This window comes from Cohaesibacter haloalkalitolerans, from assembly GCF_003574655.1.
In the GTDB taxonomy this organism is placed as follows: Bacteria; Pseudomonadota; Alphaproteobacteria; order Rhizobiales; family Cohaesibacteraceae; genus Cohaesibacter; species Cohaesibacter haloalkalitolerans.
Map to the genome: position 1 here is coordinate 140,890 of NZ_QNUM01000007.1, position 23,067 is coordinate 163,956.

The following is a 23,067-nucleotide window of genomic DNA, read 5'->3' on the forward strand; positions in this document are numbered from 1 at the left end:
CCTCTCGTTTGTCTTGCTGAAATGCCGTGGAGGGCGCGCCGTTACTGGCCGAGCCCGAGGGCTTCGAGGCGTTTGACGGTCTGGGGCAGACGGAGCTTGCGATCACGAGCCTCGATGATCAGCCGCGGTCTGGCGTGGATCTCCGAGAGCGCCTTGAAGACGCCGCCCCATGGAACGGATCCTTCGCCGGGATGCCAGTGACGGTCGGCATAGCCGTCGGCATCCTGCAAATGGACATGGCCAAGCAATGAACCGGCGACCGTGACGTAATCCGGCACCGGAGGCGCCTTGTACTGGCCGTGAGCGAGCTGGGCGTGGCCGGTGTCAATCGAGACCTGCAGCATCGGGCTATTGATCATTTCGACCAGATCGCAGCGCAGGGTCGGGTCGGCATCGTCGATATTCTCAAGCATCAGGCAACAGCCGATCTGTTCGGCACGCTGAATGACGGGAGCCAGCATCTTCTGAGCGGCCTCGAAGATGGACGGTTTGAGGAAGCTGTAGTTGGTGAAATTGAGGCTGTGCCAGAAGGTGAAGGGACTATGGACGACCATGTGGGTAGCGCCCAGCTTCTCGCACTTGTTGAGGGCATCGAGCAGACGGACCGTGACAACCTGCTGGATCAGCGGATCCGTCGCCGCGAGATCAAGGCTGAAAAACGGTCCATGGATACCATGCAGACCACCAAATCCATCAAGCAGGTCCTTGTAGGCCGCGATCAGGTCGTCCTGATCGTCATCGAGCACGTCGACCATGCAGAAATCCTGCAGTTCGATTGGCCGGTTCTTCTCGAAGATCCAGTCCCTGAGGGAGACAAGTTCATCATACTTGAGGGAAGCACCCAGCACTGGCAATGGGGACATGGCGTATTGTTCCTTGTTATCCGGCCCGAAGCGGACCGACTCGTTGTGTTGACCTATTTAATACCAGCTCGCATGAAACTTTGAACAAACTGGCGCTGGAAAAGCAGAAAGCCCACAAGAAGCGGCCCGGAGGTCATCAGCGTGGCGGCGTTGATGACCGACCACTCCACCCCGGACTCGGTCATGGAGAAGACCGACAGGCCGACTGTCAGAGGGCGGGTTTCGACCGAGTTGGTGACGATCAGCGGCCAGAGGAAATCATTCCAGTGGGCAGAGACCGAGACTAGGCCGAAGGCCAGATAGGTAGGCTTGGCCAGCGGAATGTAGACCCGCCAGAGCGTTCCGATCAGCCCCTCCCCCTCGATCCGTGCTGCGTCGTCCAGCTCTTTCGGGATGGTCATAAAGGTCTGGCGCAGAAGGAAGATGCAGAAGCCCGAAGCAAAATAGGGCAAGCCGATTGCGAGAATGGTGTCGACCAGTCCGAGCATGCTCATGGTCTCGTAGTTCTTGACCAGAAGGATGTCCGGCGTGACCATCAGCTGCAACAGTACCAGCGTGAAGAGGATGTTCTTGCCGGGAAATTTCAACCGCGCGAAGGCATAGGCCGCCAGCGTGCTGAGCACGAGCTGGGCGGTGAGCGTCATCGCCACCAGCATCATGGTGTTGAGGAAATAGCGGGCAAACGGTGCCTGCACCCATGCCTTCGGGAAATTCTCAAGGGTCAGGGGCGCTGTCAGCGAGAAATTCGTCTCATAGGCGGACGGGTGGAATGCTGTCCAGACGGCATAGGCCAGCGGCAGGATCCAGAGGATGGCCAGAAGCCACGCGCCAAGGGTGAGCAGCGCCCGGTCCAGACGGGCAGCTAGAGTGATATCCTGAGCGGTCATCTGTAATGCACCTTACGATCGAGCCAGAAGAACTGGCCAATGGCCAGAAGGGAGAGGACGGCGAGGATCACCACGGTCATGGCGCTGGCCGGCGCGGTGTCCCAATATTCGAAGGCCACCTCATAGATGTGATAGAGCAGCAGCCTTGAGGCATTGTTCGGCCCGCCCTGCGTCATGATGAAGATATGGTCGATCAGCCGCACCGAATTGATAATGGCATTGACCATGATGAACAGGGTCGTCGGCATGATCAACGGCACAGTCACGCGGCGGAAGAAGGTCCAACGCCCTGCCCCTTCAAGGCTGGCCGCCTCGCGCAGCTGGGTGGGGATGGTCTGAAGCGCTGCAAGATAGAAAATCATGAAAAAGCCTGCGTTCTTCCAGACAGCAACCACCAGCACCGTGTAGAGCACCGTATCGGTGCTACCCATCCAATTCTGGGCAGGCAGGCCAAACAGCCCGCGTATCTGGTCAATGAGGCCAAAGCTCGGCGTGTAGAAGAACAGCCAAATGTTGCCGACGGCGATCATCGGTAGCACGGTTGGCGTGAAAAACGCCATGCGCAGAAAGGACAGCCCGGCCATGCGGTTGTGCACGAACAGTGCCATGACCAGCGCGATGATGATGGAGGCCGGAATGGTGATGGCCGAATAGATCAGGTTGTTCCAGCAGGAGCGAATGAAGACATCGTCCTCAAGCAGATAGCGGTAGTTCTCAAGCCCGACAAAATGAGCCGGGCGACGGCCATGGGGCGTGGAGAAGAAGCTGCTGATGACGGTTTCAATGGCCGGAATATGGGTAAAGCCCATGAGCAGCACCATCGCGGGCAGCAGAAGCAGCAGGGCATATATCCAGTCGCGTTTCATTTCTGGCCTCAATTGCGAGCATGTCGCGCAAGTCAAACAGACGCGAGGGAAGTCTCCTCCCCTCGCGATGGGTCAATCGGCAAGGCTGAATCAGCGGTAGTTCTTGAGAACCCGCTCGGCCTTTTCCTGGGCTTCCTTCAGGGCTTCTTCCGGGGTCTTTTCACCGGCCAGCGCTGCGTGGATGGCATCGTTGAGGAAGTTGGTCACCTTCTGGTTCTCGTAGGTGGAGAGCTCGGCGACAGCATACTCAAGCTGGTCGCGGGCAACGGCAGCCTGCGGCACGTCCTTGGCGTAGGCTTTCATGGCTTCGGTTTCCCAGGCAGCCGGGCTCGGAGCGACATAGCCGGTTGCGATGGACCATTTGGCAGCCTGTTCCGGCTCGGTCATCCACTTGACGAACTGGACGGCGGCTTTCTTCTGCTCTTCGGTAGCATCCTTGAACAGAACGAAGTTGCCGCCGCCGGTTGGTGCGCCATAGCGTTCGTGTTTCGGCAGGAAACCGACGCCGAAGTCAAACGGAGCGTTGGTTCGGATGTTGGTGAGGTTACCGGTGGTGGTCCAGATCATGGCGGCTTCCCGCTCGAAGAAGGCTTTCGGCGTTGCCGACCAAGCGGTCACGCCCTCTTCCATGATCTTCTCTTCCTTGGCCATCTTGACGAGGAAGGTCAGGGCTTCGACAACCTTCGGGTTGGCAAAGTCGGTCTTGTTGCCGTCCGCATTGGCAAGGATGGCACCGGCCGGGGTGGAAAGACCCTGGAACAGCCAATATGGGAAGCCGTCGAGCGGAATGCGCAGACCCCACTGGGTGACGTTACCGCTGGCGTCCTTCTTGGTCAGCTTGTGGCCGTATTCCACCATTTCTTCCCAGGTGGCAGGCGCCTTGTCCGGGTCGAGACCGGCTTCCTTGAAGGCTTCCTTGTTCCAGTACATCACCGGGGTCGAGCGCTGGAACGGAATGCCCCAGGTCTTGCCGCCGGTCTGACTGTTCAGCATGAAGGCCGGATAGAAGGAGCCAAACCATGCCTTGCCTTCGTCAGCCGACACGAAATCATCGAACGGCTGGATGAGGTCCTGATCGATCAGGGTGAACATGTCGGTGGAGAGCAGCACGGAAAGCTGCGGGGCATTGCCGCCGCGGGCTGCCGTCATGGCCTTGGTCAGGGCGTCGGTGTAGGAACCAGCGTAGATCGCATCGATCGTCACATCCTTGTGGGATTTAACATAATCTTCGGTCAGCGACTGAATGGTGTCAGCCGCCTTGCCACCAACGGAGACCGGAAAATAGAACTGCAGATCAACGGCAAATGCCGGAACGGCGATCGCCGAAAGCAGAGCAGCAGCAAGTGTGGATTTCAGAAAATGGGAAGCCATGGGTATGGTCCTTGTTATCTGTTTGACTGAAAGAAATGGATTTGGTTATCGATCAAGGCTCAAAAGCCGCGATCAGTTGCTTGGACTTGACAAGACGTGCCCCTGATGCCTTGTCGAACAAGGCCAGCTCCTCAGGGGCGAAGGAAAGGGAAACCGCGTTGCCCGCGGCAAAGTCGCTGCGCCCGGAAGCGCGCACGGTGATCAGCTCATCGCCAATGCGGCAATCGAGCATGGTGTCGGCCCCCTGAAATTCGGCGGCGACGATGGTGGCGGCAAGACGACCGTCTTCCGACGGGGAAACCGCTTCTGGCCGCAGACCGAGCATCAGGCCGGTACCAGCCTCGCGTTCCAGCCGTTCGCCAATCGACCCGAGGGCAGAAGCCTCAAACAGGCTCATGGGCGGCGTGCCGATGAAACGGGCGGCAAAGGTGGTGCGCGGCTCGTCATAAAGGGCGCGCGGGGCATCGATCTGCTCCACCTCCCCGGCATTCAACAGCACCACCTGATCGGCCATGGTGATGGCCTCGGCCTGATCGTGGGTGACATAAACCATGGTGAAGCCGAGCTTCTTTTGCAAGGCCCGCAGCTCGACCCGCATTTCGTGGCGCAGCTTGGCGTCAAGGTTGGATAGCGGCTCGTCCATCAGGCAGATGGAGCGCTCGGCAATGACGGCGCGGGCCAGCGCCACGCGTTGCTGTTGCCCACCAGACAACTCGCCCGGTTTGCGCTCAAGCAGGTTTTGAAGGCCCATCAGTTCGGCCACGGCCTGCAATTTTGCGTCGCGCTGCGGTCTGGGTTCCTTGCGGGTCTTGAGACCGAAAATGATGTTCTCGGCGACATTGAGATGAGGAAACAATGCGTAGGACTGGAACACCATGGACAGGTCGCGCTTGTCCGGCGAGCGACGGGTCACGTCTTCGTCGCCGATCATCACATGGCCTTCGCTGGCTGCTTCAAGACCGGCAATGATGCGCAACAGGGTCGACTTGCCACAGCCCGAAGGCCCCAGCAGCGCAGTAAAGGACCCGGCGGGAATGGTGAGGCTGACGCTGTTGAGAGCCAGCACCTTGTCCCAGCGCTTGGAAATACCTCTGAGTTCGATGGAACGCCCGTGGTGGGATGGATGTGCAGCGGTCATTGCTTGACTCTTTCATGAATAGGGCGACCGGCCTCGGCCTGATCGTCACGCCTCGTCTGGCGGGCGATGATCAGGTCTGCTGCGCCAAGCCCGCCTTGCAGCTGGTGCGGAATGGGTTCGTCGCAGAAAATGCAGGACACATCAGACAGGTGACCGCCACGAACATGGGCCGTCCGGCTGAACTTGCTGTGATCCATGACGAGGAAGGAGCGGCGACAATTCTTGAGGATCGCGCGGCGGCTGCCCACCTCGGCTTCGGAGAAATCGAGGAGACCGCCGTCGGGGCTGACCCCCGCGACGCCGAAAATGCCGAAGTCGACCTCGAAGCGATCAAAGAAGGCTTCCACTTCCGGCCCGAGAATATCCTTGTCGCCGGGGCGCACGGAACCGCCCGCCAGCGTCACCGACCAGTCATGGCGTTCACTTGCCTGCATGGCAACATTGAGGTTGTTGGTGAAGACCTTCAGATTGGCCCGCTCCTGTAGCGCCTCGATGACCATTTCCGGTGTGGTGCCAATGGACAGGGCTATCGAGCTGCCGTCCGGAATGTGGCGGGCCACCTCAAGGGCAATCTGCCGCTTGGCCTTGACATTCATGATCTTGCGCTTGGCATAGAGCAGGTTGCCGCTGACCGGAGGCGGCTCAACACCACCCCAGACCCGACGCAACTCGCCCAGCTCACACAGGGCGTTGACATCGCGGCGAATGGTCTGAGTGGAGACATTGAACTGGTCCGACAGGGCATCAATGGCAGAGAAGCCGCTTTCGGTTACCGTCCGGATGATCTCCAGTTGCCGTTCGCTATAGTGTTTCATTGTGCCCCGAACCGGTTTTCAGATTGCGTCGAAAAGTGCGGGTCCAGACCGGCGACGCCCTCTCCAAGAGAGGTGCGGTTCATGGCTTTCACCACTGTCCGCACCTCTTCAGCCTGGAGAGGCCAATTGCCTGACTGGACGTTTCGTGAGGGGACCGTAGGTGGGGATTGTTTCAGCTATTTGAACGTTATGTGTCATTCAAATGAAATTGAGAGTGAACGCAGGGAATTCAGAGAAAATCCCTTATCCTCTGTAATCTCTGCATTTTTTCAAGAATGTGGATTTATGGATGATGCTCAATTGATCAAAAATTCGCACATTGAACATGAAGGCTCTGTGACTGGCAAACCAGCCCTGATGCCATCGACCATACCGTACGAACGGCGCAAGCCTCTGCTCCGAAAGCCTCAGGCGCTGTCAGCAAAGAGTCGTCATTCCATTATCTGATTGTCATCTTGTCGCGGCATAGTCGCGCGACTTCGGAGCCCTGCACTTTCGTCTCCGAAGCCAATCGAGCACAGGTGCATTACGATGATCAAGAACCCGGACATGTTGAAATTCATCCATCTGACCGACTGTCAGGTGGCCAGCAACGGACGTGCCCATGAGGAACACGGGGCCTCGGCCAGACTTCGGGCTGCAATCGACAGCATCAACAATGATCATCATGACGCCGATTTCGTCGTCATCACCGGCGACCTCACCTCGCATGGCGACGATGCCTCCTATGAGGCCTTCGCCCGGGAACTGCGCCGGTTATCCGTTCCCTCTCACTTGTTGCTGGGCAATCGGGACGATGTGCGCACCTTCCGCTTCCATTTCCCTGAAGCCCAGCGTTGTGACTGTGGCTATATTCAGGGCTCCAAGTGGACGCCTTTCGGGCTTTGCCTGTTTCTCGATACCAGCCAGCCCGGCAGCACTGGTGGACACTATTGCGAAGCGCGACGCACCTGGCTAGAGGGCGTTCTGAGGGAAACCGACGGACCGGTGATGCTGTTCATGCACCATCTGCCGTTTGCCATTGGCGCATCGGGGGGAAAAGACCGGCAGCTCGGCGATGAGGACGCCTTCTGGCGGCTGCTTGAGCCCCACCGCCAACGCATCCGGCATGTCTTTGTCGGCGATGCATTGCCCGTTGCGGCAGACAGCTGGCACGGGCTCGCCGTAACCTCCATGCGTGGATATGCCCATGGTGTTCGTGGCACAGTTCATGGCGCTGCCCGTGCGAAGGACCAACAGGGCCTGAAGCACCACCCCGCAGCGTCAACCTATGGGGTGGTCATGGTGAGCACGGAACAGACCATGGTGCACATGCAGTCCTTCATGGCACATGAGGTGCGCTTTGCCGTCTAGCGCCATGAAGCCCCGTTCGCGCGCGCCTCACCCCGATCAATCGGTGATGATGGCCCCATCGGGTGTCATCACGTAGCGGGCCAGCGTCTCGTCCATATGGCGGGCGCGCAGATCGAGCAGTTTCTCGGCATAGATCAGCCGCGTGCGCAGATAGGCCTCCTCCTCTGCCACATTGACAAGACACCTCGGGTCCTTTTGCAGATCGAACAGCAGCGCTGCAAAGCCGGGTATGTGCACATAGTGGAACGTCTCGTCGCGCAGCACGGCCAGCGAGCATTCCTCCTGCCTGAGGCGAGCCTTAAGATCGGCTCTCGTTGAACGCTGGGCGCGGAAGTCGAACTCATAGAAGGCCGCATCGCGCCAGCCGCTCACCGGGTTGCCGCAGACATGTTCCATCAGGGATGTGCCATCAAGCGCATTGGTCGCCTCTTCGCCGAAGATCTCCAGCAGGGTCGGAAAGATGTCGGCGCTGGAAGTGAAGGCGCTGACCGTCTCGCCCCTGCCCCCATCGGGCGTGCGGATCATCAGCGGGATGTGATAGCTTTGGGCATGAAAGCCCCCTTTGCCCAACTGCCAGTGGTCGCCCATCATTTCGGCATGGTCGGAGGTGAAGATGAAAACCGTATTCTCCCATAGCCCTCTCGCCTTGAGGCTGGCGATCAGGCGACCGATGGCGGCATCGACTTCCGAAATCATGCCGTAATAAAGAGCCCGGATCCGGCTGACATCGTGTGCTGAGAGATCCCTGACCAGACCATCCGGATTCGGATTGCCCTCTTCATCATAGGTGAGGAAACTCGACAGCCGGTTATGCGCCATCATCAGTTCGGCGAAAGGATGGCTGGCCGCTTCCGCCGTTGGGCTGGCGTGACGGGCAAAGCCCGGCGTGCTGTTATGCCCGGCACCATCAACCTCCAAATCATCTCCCTCAGAATCATCTCCCTCAGAATCAAGGGAGCCGTCATACATGCTGTTGTAGGGTTCGGGCACGACAAATGGCGGGTGCGGGCGGATGAAGGAGAGATGGGCAAAGAAGGGGGCATCTTCACCCTGCTGTTCATCCAGCCAGTCTTCCATCTTCTCCAGCAGGAAAGCCGTGGGCGTTTCGTCTGCGCCATAACAGGGGGGCAGCATCGAGACCCGCTCACCCGGCTCCATCGGCGGGGTATGAGCGTCAAAGCGGGTTTCGATATCATGGCCGCGCTTTTTCAGCCATGACACCCATGCCTTGTCATCCTCCAGCAGCAACTGGCGGACGTCCATTCCGGGCAGCACATTCTCATAGGTGGTAAGTGCCGGATCATCCGGTGCCAGAACGCGCGGGTCGAGCGCGGTGTCGGTATAGCCGAACAGGGTCGGCCTGTAGCCAGCCCGCCGCCCGGCCTTTGCCAGCGTATCAAGGCCATCGGCCAATGGCGCACCGTTCTGCACCACCCGATGATTCATCTGATAGAGCCCCGTATAGAGCGAGGCCCGCGCCGGAGAACAGGGGGCCGTGGTGCAATAGTGATTGCGGAACAGCACAGAATCGGCGGCCAGCGCATCAAGATTGGGGGTCCTGATCGTCGGATGCCCTACGGCCCCCAGACAGTCGCCGCGCCACTGATCAGCAGTGATGAGAATGATATTCGGTCTCGACATGATGAGAGCTCTCTTAGGTAACGATCAGAGTGTTTCGATGAGGGCTGGCAGATCGGCCACCGTATCGATGACATGGTCTGCCCCGCCCTCCTTGAGTAGCACGGTTGCCGCCTGTCGCAAGCTGGCAATTTCCTCTTCCGGCATGGCGTCCAGTTCTTCCGGCGTCCGGCCGACGAAATTACCCGACAGCGCCAACCCAACGGTGATGCAGCCAGCGGCGACACCTTCCTTGAGGCCGGGCACCGTGTCGTCAACCTTGATGACCGCAGAGGGCGGATAGACAGCCAGATCCACAAAGGTCTGATACATGCCGAGCGGGCCCGGGCGTCCTTCGGCGAGGTCATCGGCGCAGATGAGATTGTCCGGCTCGAAACCCTGCGCTTTGACCACAGGCAGCACATGCTCCATGATCGATCGGGTATAGCCGGTGGTCGAGCCGATCCGAATGCCGCGCGCCCGCAGCCAGGCGATGGTTTCAAGCGCGCCGGGGACGAGGCCGGCATAGTCGGCAGCGACCTTTTCGTTCATTGGCACGAAGATCTCATAGATGCTGTCGACATCCGCATCGGTCGGGACATGGCCATAGTTTGCAAGCCACTGGGCTGCGATGGCTTCATCGTCCATCATGGCGCGGATATGGGCCCACTTCGGCAGGCCCATCGGAGCCCGAGCCTGCTTGATGGAGGCCTTGATGCCGAACTGCTCGAAGCATTTGACGAACACGCCCATTGGCGCAAAGCTGCCAAAGTCAACCAGCGTTCCGGCCCAGTCGAACACAACCGCCTTGATCTCTTTCATGAGGCTTCTCCTCTGTGTGGCCTTCAGGCGTTCAGTTTCTTGCGTTCTTCAAACGCTGCTGCGGGTGGCGCTGCCGATGTCACGCCCATTTCCTCAAGGCTCTGTCGGGCGGCGGCGACCACGCGGCGCATGATGGCGGCGTCCATCTGGCCGATGCAGCCGATGCGGAAGCTGTCCACGACCGTCAGCTTGCCCGGATAGATGATGAAGCCCTTGTCTTTCATCAAGCCATAGAAACGATCGAACTCGAACCGCACATCTGCCGGACAGAAGAAGGTGACAATGATCGGCGACAGCCAGCGCTCGTCAAGCAGGGTTTCAAAGCCCAGCGCCCGCATGCCGGCCACCATCACGTCGCGATTGTTGGCATAGCGTGCCCCTCTTGCGGCTACGCCCCCTTCGGTTTCATGGGCCTTGAGGGCATCAAGGAAGGCGGCGACCACATGGGTCGGCGGCGTAAAGCGCCACTGGCCGCTTTTCTCCATGTTTTCCCACTGGGCATGAAGATCAAGGCTGAGGGAATGACAGTTGCCCCTGGTGGCGATGAGTTCACTGCGGCGCACCAGCGCAAAGCCGAAGCCCGGCACGCCTTCGATACATTTGTTGGCCGAGGAGACCAGCGCTTCATAGCGGATCGTGCCCGGCTCCATCGGCACGGCACCAAACGCCGACATGGAATCGACCAGCAGCTTGCGCCCCGCCGCGTAGGTAGCCTCGGAGATCTCGGCGACCGGATTGAGAATGCCCGAACTGGTTTCGCAATGGATCGCCAGCACATGGGTGATGGCCGGGTCATTGGCGAGGATCTCGGCAACTTCGGCCCCGCGTGGGGGCAGATAGTCGCCCTTGTCCAGCAGATGGCAGGCCCTGCCGATCACCTCCATCGTCCTGGCAGCCCTGAGGCCATAGGCACCGTTGGCCAACACCAGAAGCTTGCCATCCTTCGGCACCATAGTGCCGAGCATCGCTTCGACCAGATAGGAGCCGGACCCCTGCATGGGGATGCATTCAAAGGCGTCCTTATCATTGCCCAGCAGATCGAGCAGACGACGGCGCATGTCTGCAGTCATGGCGCGGAAATCGCCATCCCAGCTCCCCCAGTCCTTCAGCATCGCCTGTTTGACGGCGAAGGAGGTGGTCAGCGGCCCGGGGGTGAGCAGAAAAGGCTCACCAAGTTGCGGATCTGGTAGCCCGCAGGGGGAAGTGTGGAGCGGGTTCAGTGTGTCCTGTTCAGACATAGGACGTTCCTCTTTTTCTCAAATTGCTTTTGTTGTTATCTGATTTTCTTGTCTTGTTTGCGGGACCATATGCAGACGGATGCCTCAGCATCCTTGCACTTGTCTGGCCCTTTGATGCATGAAACTCACTCGCTTCAAACTCACTCGGCAGCATCCTTGCGCTGCCGGGAGAAATCAAATTCGGCCACCCTGTGGCAGGCGACAAAATGCTCCGGTGCCACCTCCTGCCATTCGGGGATCGCACTGGCACACTGCTCCGTGGCATAGGGGCAACGGGTGTGGAAGCGACAGCCCGAAGGGGCCGCCAGCGGATTGGGGATCTCCCCTTCCAGACGGATCGGATCGAAGGTCTCGTCCGGGTCGATGGTCGGAATGGCCGACAGCAGGGCGTGGGTATAGGGGTGGCGCGGCGTGTAGAACAGGCTTTCGGTGGGGGCATATTCGACGAATTTTCCCACATACATCACCGCCACCCTATGCGACATCTGCGCCACCACCGAAAGGTCATGAGCAATGAACAGGAAGGCGACGCCCATCTCCTCCTGCAGATCCTTCAGCAGATTGACGATCTCGGCCTGAATGGACACGTCGAGCGCCGAGACGCTTTCGTCACAGACCACGAAATCCGGACACGTCACCAGAGCACGGGCAATGCAGATGCGCTGGCGTTGACCACCGGAGAAGGCATGGGGGAAGCGGCGCAAATGCTCCAGATTGAGCTTGCAGCGGCTTGCGATGTCGCGCACCCGTTCATCGATCTTTTCGCGGTTCTTCATCATGCCCGAAGCGACCAATGGTTCGGCGATGATATCGCGCACGGTCATGCGCGGGTTGAGCGAGGAATAAGGATCCTGAAAGACAAGGCTCATGCGCGGACGGAAGGCCCGCAGGATATCGCTTGTCATAGTGGCGATGGAATGGGGGCCTTCGGAAAAGACCATGCCCATCTTCTTGCGGAAGTGGCGCAGTTCCTCGCCCTCAAGCTCACCCAGATAGATGTCATGCTCACGGGTGTGAAAGATCACGTCGCCTGCTGTCGGGTCGATGGCCCTCAGGATGGCACGGCCAACGGTGGTCTTGCCGGAACCGGATTCCCCCACCAGCCCGACGGTCTCGCCGCGGCGGATATCAAAGCTGACATCATCAACAGCCCGCAGATAGGCGGTTTCGGACGAGAAGAGCTTCTTCTTGCGGATCGGGAAGCGAACCTCAAGGTTTTTCACCTCGATCAGCAACTCACCTCCCTGCTCGCCTGACGTGGCCTTTCTGGAGGGAACCGGCTGATCATCCGGCTGCTTCATGTCGGTCATATCGGGGCTCATGCGGTTGCCCTCCCCTGTTTTTCATGCAGGAAGCAACGGACCGTGTGATCCTCTCCCACCTGCAGGATTTGCGGCTGATGGCGATCACAAAGGCCTACGATTGTCTTGGAGCACCGGGTGTGGAACGGACAGCCCGTCGGGCGTTCATTGGGGCTCGGAATATCGCCGGGGATGGGGGTCAGGCGATCATGCAGGCGATCCACACTCGGCAGGGCCTTGATCAGACCTTGCGTATAGGGATGGGCGGGTTCATGAATGACCTTGTCAGTCGGGCCACGCTCGACAATGGTGCCCAGATACATCACCGCGACATCATCGGCGATATGGGAGATAACGCCCAGATCGTGGGTGATGAAGATCATACCCATGGACAGGTCACGCTGCAAATTGCGCATCAGGTCGAGCACTTGCGCCTGAATGGTCACATCGAGCGCAGTGGTCGGCTCGTCGGCAATCAGTAGGGCCGGACCTGCCGACAGAGCCAGCGCAATCATCGCCCGCTGGCGCATGCCGCCGGACATTTCATGCGGATACTGATCGATGCGGGCCTCCGGATTCGAGATGCCGACCTTGTCGAGCATCCCGATGGCGATGCGCCGGGCGTCCTTGCGGCCGACATTGCGGTGCAGCCGGATAGTCTCGACCATCTGGTTGCCAATGGTGTAGACGGGCGAGAAGGAGGCCATGGGTTCTTGAAAGATCATGCCTATCTCGCCGCCGCGAATGGCACGGATGGCGCGGCCCTTCTTGCCCAGCTTGTTGATGTCCATCACCTTGCCGGATTTGTCGGTGTAGAGGATTTTCGCTTCCTTGGAAATGATCCCGTTGCCGGGCAGAAGCTGCATCACCGCCTTGGTGGAAATGGATTTGCCCGAGCCGGATTCGCCGACAATGCCCAGCGTATGCCCCGGCCTCACTTCAAACGAGATATCCTCAACCGGCGTGATGAGGCCCTCATCCGTGCGGAAGGAAATGGAGAGATTTTCGACTTTCAGCATGGTTCTGTCCTTCCCGTGCCTAGCGCACATCCGAATAGGGGTCGGCAGCATCGCGCAAGCCATCCCCCACCACCGTGAAGGCCAGCACGGCAAGCACGACGAACACAGCCGGAATGAACAGCCACGGGGTTTGCTCTATCACCCGCACCGACTGCGCCTGTTGCAGCAGCACGCCCCAGGAGACCGTCGGTGGGCGAAGACCGAGCCCGACAAAGGACAGGGCCGTCTCGCTGAGGATCATGTAGGGAAAAGAGATCACCAGATCGACGATGATGAAGCTGGTGAAACTGGGCAGCATATGCTGGGATATGATGCGCAAGGGGCGCGCTCCGGCCAGTCGGGCAGCGATCACATAGTCCTCGGAGCGGATGGAGAGCAGCTGCGAGCGGATGCGGCGCGCCAGCGTCGGCCAGCCGAACAGCCCCAGAATAAGCGTCATGGCAAAATAAACCTCGGTGGTCGACCATTCCTTGGGCATGGCGGCGGCAAGCCCCATGTAGAGCGGAATGATGGGCACCACACGGATGACTTCGGTCACGCGCTGGATGACATTGTCCACCCATCCCCCGGCATATCCGGCCACGCCACCGATGACGAGCGCCAGCACGAAGGAGATCAGCACGCCGATGACGCCGATGGAGAGTGAAGTGCGGGTCGCATAGATGGTGCGTGAGAAAACATCCCGCCCCAGATCATCGGTGCCCCAGAGATGCAGCTTGGCCCGCTTGTCATCAAGCAGGAAGAGATGGGTGCTGGTTGGAATGAAGCCGAGCAGATCGGTCTTCTCTCCTTCAGCAAGGAAGGTCAGATAGACACGCTTGTCCGGGTCCGGCACAGAGATGGCTCGCAGGGTGACGGGATCCCGTTTCGTCGTCACGCCATGCACGAAGGGGCGCCAGGAACAGCCGTTCTGATCACAGAATAGCGGGATCTGCGGTGCACCATCAAGGTATTTTGTGTCGCGGCTGGTTGGCCCATAGGGCGCAACGAATTCGGCGAAGGCACCAAGCAGCGCCATCAACAACAGGACGGTGGCGGCCACCATGGCAGCGCGATGACGGCGGAACCGCCACCAGATCAGCGTCCATTGACTGGCGGAATAATATTTGAGGCGCTTTTTGTGCGCCTTCGCACTCTCTTTTCTGACCTTGCCCGACGATCCGGACAGCACCCTGTTTTCAATCATGTCTGTCATGGTCAGTTGTTCCCCAGTTTGATGCGCGGATCGAGCCAGGCCAGCAGGATATCCGAGATGAAATTCATGACCACGATGACAAATGTCAGCATCAGGAGAATGGCCCCGGCGACATACATGTCGAGATCGAGATAGGCGTTGAGCAGCAGTTCGCCCAGTTCGGTGAGCCCCAGCACCACTGCAACGATGGGCAGCTCGGAGAAGATGCGGTTGACGTCGAAGCCGATGGTGGAAACCACCGGGTTGATGGCAAGGCGGGCCGGATATTTGATCAGCAGTCTGGTCTCCGGCACACCGCGGGCGCGCGCTGCCGTCACCGAAAGCTTGTTGAGCTCATCCGACATGGTGGCGCGGATGGTCTGGATCTGGTAGGCCACCGCTGACCATGCCAGCACGAAGGCTGGCAGCCATAGATGCTTGATCAGGTCCCAGACCTTGGCAAAGGACCAGGAGGCATCAGCCATGCCTGCGGAAAACAGGCCGCCAATGTCGGCGCCAAACCGCAGGTTGGCAAAATAGAGCATGATCAGCGCCAGCAGAAAGTTGGGCAGCGCCAGCCCGAGATAGGAAAAGATGGTCAGTCCGTAGTCCGCAGCCGACGCGCGCCTGACGGCGGCATAGATGCCGATGGGTATCGAGACCAGATAGGTCAGCAGCAGGGTTCCGAACAGGATCGCCATTGTCAGCCAAGCCTTGTCACCGATGACCTTGATGACGTCGGTCTCGAAGGCAAAGGCCTGCCCGAAATCGCCATGCAGGACGATATTGCCGATCCAGTCGACATAGCGCAGCACCATCGGCTTATCGAGGCCGAAGTCGTGGCGGATTGCCTCGATGTCCGCTTCGGTGATGGCGATGCCGGTGCCGGAATATTTCCGGAAGGCATAGCGGTCCGCATAGTCGCCGGGTGGAATTTCCATGATCAGAAAGACCATCATGGAAACAAGCACCATCGTGACAATCATGCCAACCAGTCGCTCAAGCGTGAATCGAAGCATGTCGTGTCCCCACACGGTAGTCCCCCGCTCTCACGGGGGGGAATGGGGCGGGAGGGAATTCCCCCCGCGCCTCATGATTTGGATTGGTCGTGCCGATGGCCTATTTGGAAAGGAACCACTGTTGTGGGCGGTATGGATAGGTCCAGTAGAAGTCATACGACTTCGCCTTGATCGGCTTGACGTTTTTCAGGTCGTTGCGATAAAGGAACGGCGCCACGATATCGCCGACGGTACCGATTTTCAGCAGGTTGTCGACGTGGATCTTGACGATCTCGGCGCCCAGCTTGTTGGATTCATCAGAGCCCATGGAAACCTGCAGGAATTTCTCGGAAAGGCCGTAGAGATCCTTGACATAGGCAGGTGGCTCGACACCTTCCTTGCCATCGCTATCCTTCCACTGGGCCCATGCGAAACCGGTGCCCGGGTTGAAGACGTCGCCGAATGGTGGAATGAAGGCGGTCACGTCCTGGGAAATGGCCGGACCGGAGGTGCCGTCATATTTCCAGGTGGTGAGGTCAAGATCGTTGTTGTTGGCCCCGGCGCGATACTCATCGGAGGTGACTTCCTTGAGATCGATGCGGACGCCAACGGCAGACCAGTAATCGCGGACCAGTTCCATCATTTTCACAGGCACACCCTGCGAGGAATAGATCAGGCGGATGACCAGCGGCTTGCCATCCGGGCGTTCCAGCGTGCCGTCCCCATCGGCGTCCTTGAGGCCGATTTCAGCCAACAGCGCCTTGGCGCGGTCCTGATCAAATTCGATGTCCTGCTTAAGGATGTCTTCGGAAACGAAGGACACGGTCTTCGGCTCGGCCGGTACGCCCTGAGCTGGCACACCCTGCCCCAGATAGACGATCTCATTGATTTCGTCACGGTCAAGAGCGATTGACATGGCGCGTTCGAAGCGGATGTCGTTGAACAGCTCGGCCAGAACCGGATCCTTGTGGGTGCGGTTGAAGGAGAAGAAGATATTTTCGCCGAAGGTCGGGGCGTAGGAAACCGTGTAGTTACCCTTGGCCTCGTTTTCCTTGAGCAGCGGGAAGTCTTCAAGGAACACGGCCTGCTGCTTCCAGACCACTTCACCGTTCATGATCTTGAGATTCTGGACTTCCTTGTCCTTGACGTAGGTCTCGGAAATTTCCGGGATGTAGGGCAGCTGATTGCCGGCGGTGTCAACCATATGGAAATATGGGTTGGCGACCAGCTTGCGACCCTCGGCATTCTCTTCAACCACAATGTGGGATTCCAGCGTCGGCACCACGGCGCGGCCGAATTTGGTGACGATTTCCGCATCCTTGAGCAGCGGCGACGGAACGTCCTTCCAGTCCGATCCGCCGTAATACATCTTGACCGCAGTGGCCCCATTTTCCAGCCCCATGGACTGGGCCAGCTTGTCGGCGTCCTTGTTGTATTTCGGCATGAACTGGGCAAGGAAATGCTTGGGCTGGAAGGCCTGTCCATAATCAACGGCAAAGCGATTGAGAATACCCGGCGTCGGAACCGGGAAGGTGAAGGAGACGGTCTCGTCGTCCTCGGCCTTGACGACAGCCGGTTTGCCAGCAAACAGCCAGCGGCCCGGGGTCTTTTCATACACGTCCTTGTTCAGGATCATGTCGTTGTACCAGAACTCGATATCCGCCGCCGTGAAAGGCTCGCCATCCGACCATTTGTGGCCCTTGCGCAGGGTGAAGGTCAGCTTGGTGTAGTCGTCGTTCCACTTCCAGCTTTTGGCAACGTTCGGCACGACGGTCTGCAGATCATCGGCATAGCGCACCAGATTGACGTGACGGACGGAGAGCAGGTCGGAGGTGCCGGACTCGGTGCCCTTGGACAGCCCCGTGATCACGCCGCCATAAACACCGACAGCATCATAAGGCGCAACAATCAGCGGCTCGGCAGGCAGACGATCAGCAACAGCTGGCAAATCCTTGTTGCCAAGGATACGGGCGTTGAACCCGGCCATGTCCGGATTCTGCGTGAAGGACAAGGTGCAGCTACCGGCTTTCTGGAATTCAGCCAGTTCAAACTGCTCAGGGTAGGCGGAGGTCAGGCCTTTCATGTCTGCAACAGTTGCCACCGGACAGGCGGCAAAGGCAGAAGCGCTCAGTGCCACATAAGCAGCACCGGCGAGAAATACGGATTTGAGGCTCATTGGAAGGTCTCCCTGTTTGGATCGAGCACAACCTTCCTAGAGTGGCTATTTAACAGTTTTATGAACATCCGAATTATATAGCTTTTGGCTATAGCTTCAACCCTGACATAAAAGGGTCACACAATCTGCAACCCGTTCTTCACTGCAAGGCGTGGACCGCATCGAACATGGCCCGAATTGCCGAAACGTGCTGCATTTCCGGCAGGCAAGCGAGATAGTGCGAGACGTTGAGTGCCTCGTCATCGATCGGGATGGGGATCAGATTGTTCGACGGCAACACCTCACCTGCCATTGCGACACCAATGCCCATTCCGGCGTTGATTGTGGAAACGATTGCCCCCCAGGAACCAAGCGCCAATACCGTGTTCAGCCTGACACCGGCATTCAGCGCAGCTTTCTCGAACACCCGGCGGGTTCCGGAGCTGTTCTCACGCTGTACCAGCGGATAGTTGGCCAAATCCTTCCAGCTTGCCGTCTGCCGCTCACTGAGCGGATGACCTTCGGGAACAACGACGACGATCGGCTCTGTTCGGATCTTCTGCACATGGAGCCCCTGTGGCGGTTCCTTGGCCGTGATGAAGACGACATCGAACTTGCCGTCTTCCAGAAGAGGCAACAGGTCGTATGAGGCCATGGCGCGGGCCTCGATTTCCACGTCGGGAAATTTCGTCATGAAAGTCGACAGAATCGGCATGGCAAACTGGTAGGTCGAATAGCCTAGACGCAAAGACCCGGCCTGCATGCGCCGCCGTCCTTCGAGGGCATGTTCGATTTCATCTGTCATGGCGAGAACCGAGCGGATGCGGGAAAGAATTTCCCGGCAGGTTTCGGTGGCCTCAGCCTGTCGACCATTGCGATGGACCAGTTGTGTCCGATAATGCTTCTCCAACGCCGAAAGATGGTTGGAGACAGAAGGCTGGGAAATACCCAACTCCTTTGCTGCGGCAGAGAAGCTGCCAGTGCGAACAACGGCCTCCACTGCTCGCATCTGATTGATTGATAATTTCATTTCCCATCACCCACTAGTCACTTTGCGGAAAATAGTGGATCACAAATGACGCCAAGATGACAAGTTTGGTGCTCTGGGGTGACTGTGTGGATTTTTGCAGAAAGGTCGACGAAAAAGTTGACAAAACCGCTCAAAACCGGGAGCATCTTCGTTATGAGACCGGTTTTTCTCGCAACCAACGCGTTTAGACAGCAGCTTCTTTCATTCTTTAAAGTAGTAATACGCAATTGAAAAAATTTTATTGGTTAAATTTTTAACCTTTTCTACACTCCATTTCCTGCCCGCTGGCTTGAGCACACTAGAATGGTAATAAATTGGGATTTCGTCTCGGATTGGCCAAAATTTTTATTTGAATGGAATAAATAATATTTGAACGAATGAAGGAATCAATCTGTGCATTTTCGGCGCAAATGTCAGACTATTCCACAGCGACCTATAAGTAACTTTTTACCTTGAGAATCAATGCACAAGCCGAATTTCTTCCTTCTACGTAGTTCCCATCATGGCCCTGACGAGGAACGCATTGGCACTGCGCGTAGACACCACAGGTCCGAAAGAGACGAGGTGAAGAGGCCTAGTTTGGTCTGGTTGCCTGCCTTGTCAGTTTCAGCGCCAGCAGTATCCAGGGGAAGCCGTGAAACAGGAGGTCGAAGATATCGACGGGCCTCGCAAGGGTTCCGGCCAGCAGCATCTTGATCTTTTCCCAGATATGGGGCTCTGGCACAAAGGGGGCAAGGCCAAGGGTCAATGCAATCACCAGCAGGGTTGCCGTTGGAAATTTGTCCAGATAAGTCATTGCCTTGAACCTTTTCATTTTTCTTGCCAAATATTTTGCCAGCTATCTTGATTGCTCTTGCCTCGCAAGACTGACGCCCCGATTGCATCGCCCACAAGGGGAGGCAGGAGGCTTGGCTAAAGCTATTTGGCACAAATCGCAAGAATGCTTTCGTTTGATATCGCCCATCATACCGCCGGTCAAGCGAAGTCAGGTGCGTCGACTTGCCCTCGCAAATTCCGCTCCTATATCTCTCAAGGATACGTAAAACAGACAAGTGCAAGAGGGGAACACGATGTTTGATGCATCAAAGCTAATCAATGAATTTCTAGGGGCGGCCGGATCGATGGGATCCGGCAACCCGACCAACGGCAAGGGCAGTTCGGGTGCCGATGGTGGCGACCTGCTGCAACGGGGCAAGGACTATCTTTCCCAGAATGCCGGTGGCATTGGCGGTGGCGCTCTGGCCGGAGGGCTTGCCGGTTACATGCTGGGCTCCAAAAAGGGGCGCAAGATGGCAAAGAAAGCCGCGACCTATGGCGGCCTGGCGCTGGTGGCGGGGCTCGCCTACAAGGCCTATTCCGACTACAAGGGCAAGCAGGCAGGTGTGCCTGTGGTTGATGGTCAGGTGGGGCCGGGAGAGCAATCCATCCCGGCTCATCTGCACGTTCCTGCAGAGGAAAGCCGCACTCTGACCCATGTTCCCGTTGTGCCGATGGGCTCTGGTTTTGAAGTCAACGAAATGACTGAGCGTGCTTCCGGCTTCGGGGCAACGCTGGTTAGCGCCATGATTGCTGCTGCCAAGGCGGACGGCCAGATCGACGCCAGCGAACAGCAGGCGATATTCGAAAAAATCGGTCAGGAGGATCTGAGCGCCGAAGAAAAGGCCTTCCTTCTCGATCAGCTCAACAAGCCCCTCGATATCGACAGTCTTGTTTCGCAAGTTCAAAGCCGGGAACAGGCGATGGAGGTCTATCTGGCCTCCTTGCTGGCGATCGAGCCGGACACGCCATCCGAGCAGGCCTATCTCACCTTGCTGGCGGCCCGATTGGGCCTGGAGCCGGAGCTGACCGAACAGATCCATCAGACCCTTCTGTCAGCGCAGGACTGACACCTTCACCCCCGGCGCCGGTAGCTAAAAGGCCGGCTCCGCCATAGCCCTCGCGTTCTGTCGCAGGACATTTACGTGCCAGCGCAACATTCCTGTTCTCCATCGGGGAAAAAGGCGCTGTTCACCTTGCAAAACGTCTGGTCTGCCCCGGCGGTTGCGGCTAAGCTTCATACAACACATTGCCGGGGGGCCGATCCCAACAGGAGGCCCCTCCTTGAGCATTTCTTTTGTTGTATTCGAGTGAGGCTGCCATGTTCTGCTCATTTCTCCCTTGCGCTTCCCTTTCCAGACGCGCCCTCGTGCCAACAGTCCTTTCGTCAGCCCTGCTGGCCGCCGGGGTGACCATGCCACAGGGTGCCCACGCCAATGACTCCACAGCAATGATCGAAGCGGGCGGCATCGAGCTGGTGGAGACGCCCGATATTTCGCTCGATGTGGAAGATCTCTATATCAGCCCCAGCCAGATCCGCATCCACTATGAGTTCTTCAATCATTCGAGCGAAAGCAAGCGCATGCTGGTTGCCTTCCCCGTGCCGGAAATTTCCGCCGAGCCGGAAGAGAACTATGGCATCGACAACAGCGATCCGGTCAATTTCCTCGGCTTCACGGTGCTGTCCAACGGGCGTCCGGTGCCGCCTGATCTGGAAATCAAGCTGACGATGAACGGCCGGGACTATACAAAGCTGCTGGTCGACAATGGCGTGCCACTGCATCGCTTTTCGCCGGACTATTATGATCAGGTGGAAAACATTCCCGTGAGTTCCCGAAAGCTGCTGGCCGATCAGGGACTCATCGACTGGACACCGGGCGAGGAATGGTACGGCAAGAACTGGAAGGTCAAGGCAACCTATTACTGGTGGCAGGAATTTCCGGCCAACAGCCGTACGGTTCTCGACCACAGCTACACGCCGGTGGTCGGCGGCGGCATCGTCAATGAACAATATGGCGTGCTGAACAATGTCGACCGCTTCTGCATTGAGGACAGCTTCATTCGCGGCTTCCGCAAGCTTCTGGTCAAGGGGGGACATCCGGAAACCATCAGCAAGGAAGTGCGCTATATCCTGCAGACCGCCAACAACTGGCTCGGTCCGATCGGCGACTTCCGCCTTGTCCTCGACAAGGAGAAGCCGGACAACCTGATCACTCTTTGCATCAACGGCATCAAGAAGATCGCACCGACACAGTTCGAGTTTCGCGCCCAGAATTTCGTGCCCGATCGGGACATCGACATGATGGTTGTCGAAATGCCGGACTGGTAGGGCCTGGCAGGATGTCTAATCGAGGGTAAGCTGCAGAAAGGCGAGGTCGAGCCATTTGCCGAATTTGGTCCCAACTTCGCGCAACAGCCCGGCGTCGCTGAACCCAAGGCTCTGGTGCAACCGGATGGAAGCGGTGTTGCCAGCCTCGATGCCTGCGACCATGACATGGAAATCGCGTTTGCGCGCCTCTTCGATGAGGGCAACCATCAGCACCTTGCCAATCCCCTGCCCGCGATGATCCTTCTCGACATAAACCGAATGCTCGACCGTATGCCGATAGCCATCCCATGCCCGCCAGGGGCCAAAGGTGGCGTATCCAGCCAGCAGACCCGCCTCATCGTCGATCACCAGCAGCGGCCAGCCATCGGCCAGCTTGGCGGCGATCCAGTCGGCGCGGTTCCCGACAGAGACCGTGTCGTCATTCCAGATGGCTGTCGTATTGCGCACGGCATCATTATAGATCGCGGCAATGGCAGCGGCGTCATCCGTGCTGGCGGTTCTGATTTTCATGACGGTATCTCTTTCCTGATAAGAGGCCCGCAGCCTAGCGTTCCAGACTAACCCAGAGCACGACGGCATCTTCCTCGCCAGTTGTCACGCAGCAGTGCCCCATGGAGCTGTCATAATAAACGCTGTCCCCCGCCTTCATGGCAAGAGGGCGGTAATGCTCGGTGTGCAGTTCCAGCTCACCGGACAGCACGAACATGAATTCCTCGCCCCGGTGGCGGATCCAGTCGCCAAAGTCGGAAATATCTCGCGCCTTGATGGTGCTGACATAGGGCAACATCGCCTTGCTGGTCAGTTCATTGCACAGAAGCTCATGGGAATAGGTGGCAGTGACCTTGGTCTCGCCCTCGCCCTTGCGTGTCACGTCCCGGCGGCCGGTGAAATCGCTCTTGCCGCTTTGCAGAAACAGGTTCGGGGTCTCCAGCTCAAGGGCCTGCGTCAGGCGGCGGACGATATCAAAGCCGGGGCTGGTCTGGCCGTTCTCGATCTTGGAGAGGGTCGACCGACCGATACCGGCGTGGCGGCCGGTCTCTTCCAGGGTCCAGCCCTTCTTCTTGCGCGCCTCGCGCACCATCTGGCCAAGCTCGTCCATGCCGGGAGCGCTGGGGGCCGAGGCACCGGCAGGCGCAAGGGCTCCGGGCACGGCTTCCGTGACGGATGTGTCGTCCTGAAGGCTCTCGATGGTGCCAAACTCTCCACGCTCCAGATCACCCATGCCCGCATCCTTTCCCTTTACGGCTGATTTGCCGACAAAATCGCACGAATCTC

At 58.4% G+C, this 23,067-nt stretch carries 22 protein-coding genes; 4 read left to right on the plus strand and 18 right to left on the minus strand.

What is annotated here, in order from left to right:
• Positions 1-41: 41 nt before the first annotated feature.
• The 6 genes from DSL70_RS17675 to DSL70_RS17700 form a co-directional block, all read right to left on the minus strand.
• Positions 42-863, minus strand: a complete 822-nt coding sequence (locus DSL70_RS17675; protein WP_119309295.1) for a sugar phosphate isomerase/epimerase family protein — start codon at positions 861-863, stop codon at positions 42-44.
• Between the two features lie 53 nt (positions 864-916).
• Positions 917-1,750: a carbohydrate ABC transporter permease gene (locus DSL70_RS17680; RefSeq protein WP_205563322.1), complete on the minus strand. Its 834-nt coding sequence runs from the start codon at positions 1,748-1,750 to the stop codon at positions 917-919.
• Positions 1,747-2,616, minus strand: a complete 870-nt coding sequence (locus DSL70_RS17685; protein WP_119309296.1) for a carbohydrate ABC transporter permease — start codon at positions 2,614-2,616, stop codon at positions 1,747-1,749. The genes DSL70_RS17680 and DSL70_RS17685 overlap by 4 nt, the downstream gene beginning before the upstream one ends.
• Positions 2,617-2,706: 90 nt before the next feature.
• Complete coding sequence (locus DSL70_RS17690) at positions 2,707-3,987, minus strand: ABC transporter substrate-binding protein (RefSeq protein ID WP_119309297.1); 1,281 nt, start codon at positions 3,985-3,987, stop codon at positions 2,707-2,709.
• Positions 3,988-4,039: 52 nt separating this feature from the next.
• A complete protein-coding gene (locus DSL70_RS17695) occupies positions 4,040-5,125 on the minus strand; it encodes an ABC transporter ATP-binding protein (protein ID WP_119309298.1) in 1,086 nt (361 codons plus the stop codon).
• Positions 5,122-5,940 (minus strand): DeoR/GlpR family DNA-binding transcription regulator, encoded by an 819-nt coding sequence (locus DSL70_RS17700; RefSeq protein ID WP_119309299.1) that lies wholly within the window; start codon positions 5,938-5,940, stop codon positions 5,122-5,124. Before DSL70_RS17700 ends, DSL70_RS17695 begins: the two co-directional genes overlap by 4 nt.
• 81 nt (positions 5,941-6,021) lie before the next feature.
• On the opposite strand from DSL70_RS17700, the gene DSL70_RS22320 reads away from it, so the two are divergent.
• Positions 6,022-6,387: a hypothetical protein gene (locus DSL70_RS22320; protein WP_162916874.1), complete on the plus strand. Its 366-nt coding sequence runs from the start codon at positions 6,022-6,024 to the stop codon at positions 6,385-6,387.
• 84 nt (positions 6,388-6,471) lie between these two features.
• Positions 6,472-7,293: a metallophosphoesterase gene (locus DSL70_RS17705; RefSeq protein ID WP_119309300.1), complete on the plus strand. Its 822-nt coding sequence runs from the start codon at positions 6,472-6,474 to the stop codon at positions 7,291-7,293.
• 36 nt (positions 7,294-7,329) lie between these two features.
• Here DSL70_RS17705 and DSL70_RS17710 read toward each other — a convergent pair whose 3' ends face one another.
• From DSL70_RS17710 to DSL70_RS17755, 10 genes are all read right to left on the minus strand, one after another.
• Positions 7,330-8,934 (minus strand): sulfatase-like hydrolase/transferase, encoded by a 1,605-nt coding sequence (locus tag DSL70_RS17710; protein ID WP_119309301.1) that lies wholly within the window; start codon positions 8,932-8,934, stop codon positions 7,330-7,332.
• Positions 8,935-8,958: 24 nt separating this feature from the next.
• Positions 8,959-9,732 (minus strand): phosphonoacetaldehyde hydrolase, encoded by a 774-nt coding sequence (phnX, locus tag DSL70_RS17715; RefSeq protein ID WP_119309302.1) that lies wholly within the window; start codon positions 9,730-9,732, stop codon positions 8,959-8,961.
• 23 nt (positions 9,733-9,755) lie between these two features.
• Complete coding sequence (locus tag DSL70_RS17720; RefSeq protein WP_119309303.1) at positions 9,756-10,970, minus strand: 2-aminoethylphosphonate--pyruvate transaminase; 1,215 nt, start codon at positions 10,968-10,970, stop codon at positions 9,756-9,758.
• A 140-nt stretch (positions 10,971-11,110) separates the two neighbouring features.
• Positions 11,111-12,292 (minus strand): ABC transporter ATP-binding protein, encoded by a 1,182-nt coding sequence (locus DSL70_RS17725; RefSeq protein WP_245418261.1) that lies wholly within the window; start codon positions 12,290-12,292, stop codon positions 11,111-11,113.
• Positions 12,289-13,290, minus strand: coding sequence for an ABC transporter ATP-binding protein (locus DSL70_RS17730; RefSeq protein WP_119309304.1), 1,002 nt, complete (start codon positions 13,288-13,290; stop codon positions 12,289-12,291). The genes DSL70_RS17725 and DSL70_RS17730 overlap by 4 nt, the downstream gene beginning before the upstream one ends.
• Positions 13,291-13,309: 19 nt before the next feature.
• A complete protein-coding gene (locus tag DSL70_RS17735; protein ID WP_245418262.1) occupies positions 13,310-14,485 on the minus strand; it encodes an ABC transporter permease in 1,176 nt (391 codons plus the stop codon).
• 2 nt (positions 14,486-14,487) lie between these two features.
• Complete coding sequence (locus DSL70_RS17740; protein WP_205563323.1) at positions 14,488-15,483, minus strand: ABC transporter permease; 996 nt, start codon at positions 15,481-15,483, stop codon at positions 14,488-14,490.
• 100 nt (positions 15,484-15,583) lie between these two features.
• Positions 15,584-17,638 (minus strand): ABC transporter substrate-binding protein, encoded by a 2,055-nt coding sequence (locus DSL70_RS17745; RefSeq protein ID WP_119309305.1) that lies wholly within the window; start codon positions 17,636-17,638, stop codon positions 15,584-15,586.
• 139 nt (positions 17,639-17,777) lie between these two features.
• Positions 17,778-18,647, minus strand: a complete 870-nt coding sequence (locus DSL70_RS17750; RefSeq protein WP_119309306.1) for a LysR substrate-binding domain-containing protein — start codon at positions 18,645-18,647, stop codon at positions 17,778-17,780.
• Positions 18,648-19,221: 574 nt separating this feature from the next.
• The gene (locus tag DSL70_RS17755; RefSeq protein WP_119309398.1) at positions 19,222-19,443 is read right to left on the minus strand and encodes an RND transporter; all 222 of its coding nucleotides are present in this window, start codon (positions 19,441-19,443) and stop codon (positions 19,222-19,224) included.
• 274 nt (positions 19,444-19,717) lie between these two features.
• Here DSL70_RS17755 and DSL70_RS17760 point away from each other — a divergent pair, with 274 nt between their 5' ends.
• The gene (locus DSL70_RS17760) at positions 19,718-20,533 is read left to right on the plus strand and encodes a tellurite resistance TerB family protein (protein WP_119309307.1); all 816 of its coding nucleotides are present in this window, start codon (positions 19,718-19,720) and stop codon (positions 20,531-20,533) included.
• A 299-nt stretch (positions 20,534-20,832) separates the two neighbouring features.
• Complete coding sequence (locus tag DSL70_RS17765) at positions 20,833-21,792, plus strand: DUF4424 family protein (RefSeq protein WP_162916876.1); 960 nt, start codon at positions 20,833-20,835, stop codon at positions 21,790-21,792.
• 15 nt (positions 21,793-21,807) lie between these two features.
• On the opposite strand, the gene DSL70_RS17770 is transcribed toward DSL70_RS17765, so the two are convergent.
• Positions 21,808-22,302: a GNAT family N-acetyltransferase gene (locus DSL70_RS17770; RefSeq protein WP_119309309.1), complete on the minus strand. Its 495-nt coding sequence runs from the start codon at positions 22,300-22,302 to the stop codon at positions 21,808-21,810.
• A gap of 34 nt (positions 22,303-22,336) precedes the next feature.
• The gene (locus DSL70_RS17775) at positions 22,337-23,014 is read right to left on the minus strand and encodes a helix-turn-helix domain-containing protein (protein ID WP_205563324.1); all 678 of its coding nucleotides are present in this window, start codon (positions 23,012-23,014) and stop codon (positions 22,337-22,339) included.
• Between the last annotated feature and the right edge of the window lie 53 nt (positions 23,015-23,067).

Coding starts and splice junctions, on each gene's coding strand:
- DSL70_RS17675 (WP_119309295.1), bottom strand. CDS start 863: ATGTCCCCATTGCCAGTGCTGGGTGCTTCCCTCAAGTATGATGAACTT.
- DSL70_RS17680 (WP_205563322.1), bottom strand. CDS start 1,750: ATGACCGCTCAGGATATCACTCTAGCTGCCCGTCTGGACCGGGCGCTG.
- DSL70_RS17685 (WP_119309296.1), bottom strand. CDS start 2,616: ATGAAACGCGACTGGATATATGCCCTGCTGCTTCTGCTGCCCGCGATG.
- DSL70_RS17690 (WP_119309297.1), bottom strand. CDS start 3,987: ATGGCTTCCCATTTTCTGAAATCCACACTTGCTGCTGCTCTGCTTTCG.
- DSL70_RS17695 (WP_119309298.1), bottom strand. CDS start 5,125: ATGACCGCTGCACATCCATCCCACCACGGGCGTTCCATCGAACTCAGA.
- DSL70_RS17700 (WP_119309299.1), bottom strand. CDS start 5,940: ATGAAACACTATAGCGAACGGCAACTGGAGATCATCCGGACGGTAACC.
- DSL70_RS22320 (WP_162916874.1), top strand. CDS start 6,022: ATGGCTTTCACCACTGTCCGCACCTCTTCAGCCTGGAGAGGCCAATTG.
- DSL70_RS17705 (WP_119309300.1), top strand. CDS start 6,472: ATGATCAAGAACCCGGACATGTTGAAATTCATCCATCTGACCGACTGT.
- DSL70_RS17710 (WP_119309301.1), bottom strand. CDS start 8,934: ATGTCGAGACCGAATATCATTCTCATCACTGCTGATCAGTGGCGCGGC.
- phnX (WP_119309302.1), bottom strand. CDS start 9,732: ATGAAAGAGATCAAGGCGGTTGTGTTCGACTGGGCCGGAACGCTGGTT.
- DSL70_RS17720 (WP_119309303.1), bottom strand. CDS start 10,970: ATGTCTGAACAGGACACACTGAACCCGCTCCACACTTCCCCCTGCGGG.
- DSL70_RS17725 (WP_245418261.1), bottom strand. CDS start 12,292: ATGAGCCCCGATATGACCGACATGAAGCAGCCGGATGATCAGCCGGTT.
- DSL70_RS17730 (WP_119309304.1), bottom strand. CDS start 13,290: ATGCTGAAAGTCGAAAATCTCTCCATTTCCTTCCGCACGGATGAGGGC.
- DSL70_RS17735 (WP_245418262.1), bottom strand. CDS start 14,485: ATGACAGACATGATTGAAAACAGGGTGCTGTCCGGATCGTCGGGCAAG.
- DSL70_RS17740 (WP_205563323.1), bottom strand. CDS start 15,483: ATGCTTCGATTCACGCTTGAGCGACTGGTTGGCATGATTGTCACGATG.
- DSL70_RS17745 (WP_119309305.1), bottom strand. CDS start 17,638: ATGAGCCTCAAATCCGTATTTCTCGCCGGTGCTGCTTATGTGGCACTG.
- DSL70_RS17750 (WP_119309306.1), bottom strand. CDS start 18,647: ATGAAATTATCAATCAATCAGATGCGAGCAGTGGAGGCCGTTGTTCGC.
- DSL70_RS17755 (WP_119309398.1), bottom strand. CDS start 19,443: ATGACTTATCTGGACAAATTTCCAACGGCAACCCTGCTGGTGATTGCA.
- DSL70_RS17760 (WP_119309307.1), top strand. CDS start 19,718: ATGTTTGATGCATCAAAGCTAATCAATGAATTTCTAGGGGCGGCCGGA.
- DSL70_RS17770 (WP_119309309.1), bottom strand. CDS start 22,302: ATGAAAATCAGAACCGCCAGCACGGATGACGCCGCTGCCATTGCCGCG.
- DSL70_RS17775 (WP_205563324.1), bottom strand. CDS start 23,014: ATGGGTGATCTGGAGCGTGGAGAGTTTGGCACCATCGAGAGCCTTCAG.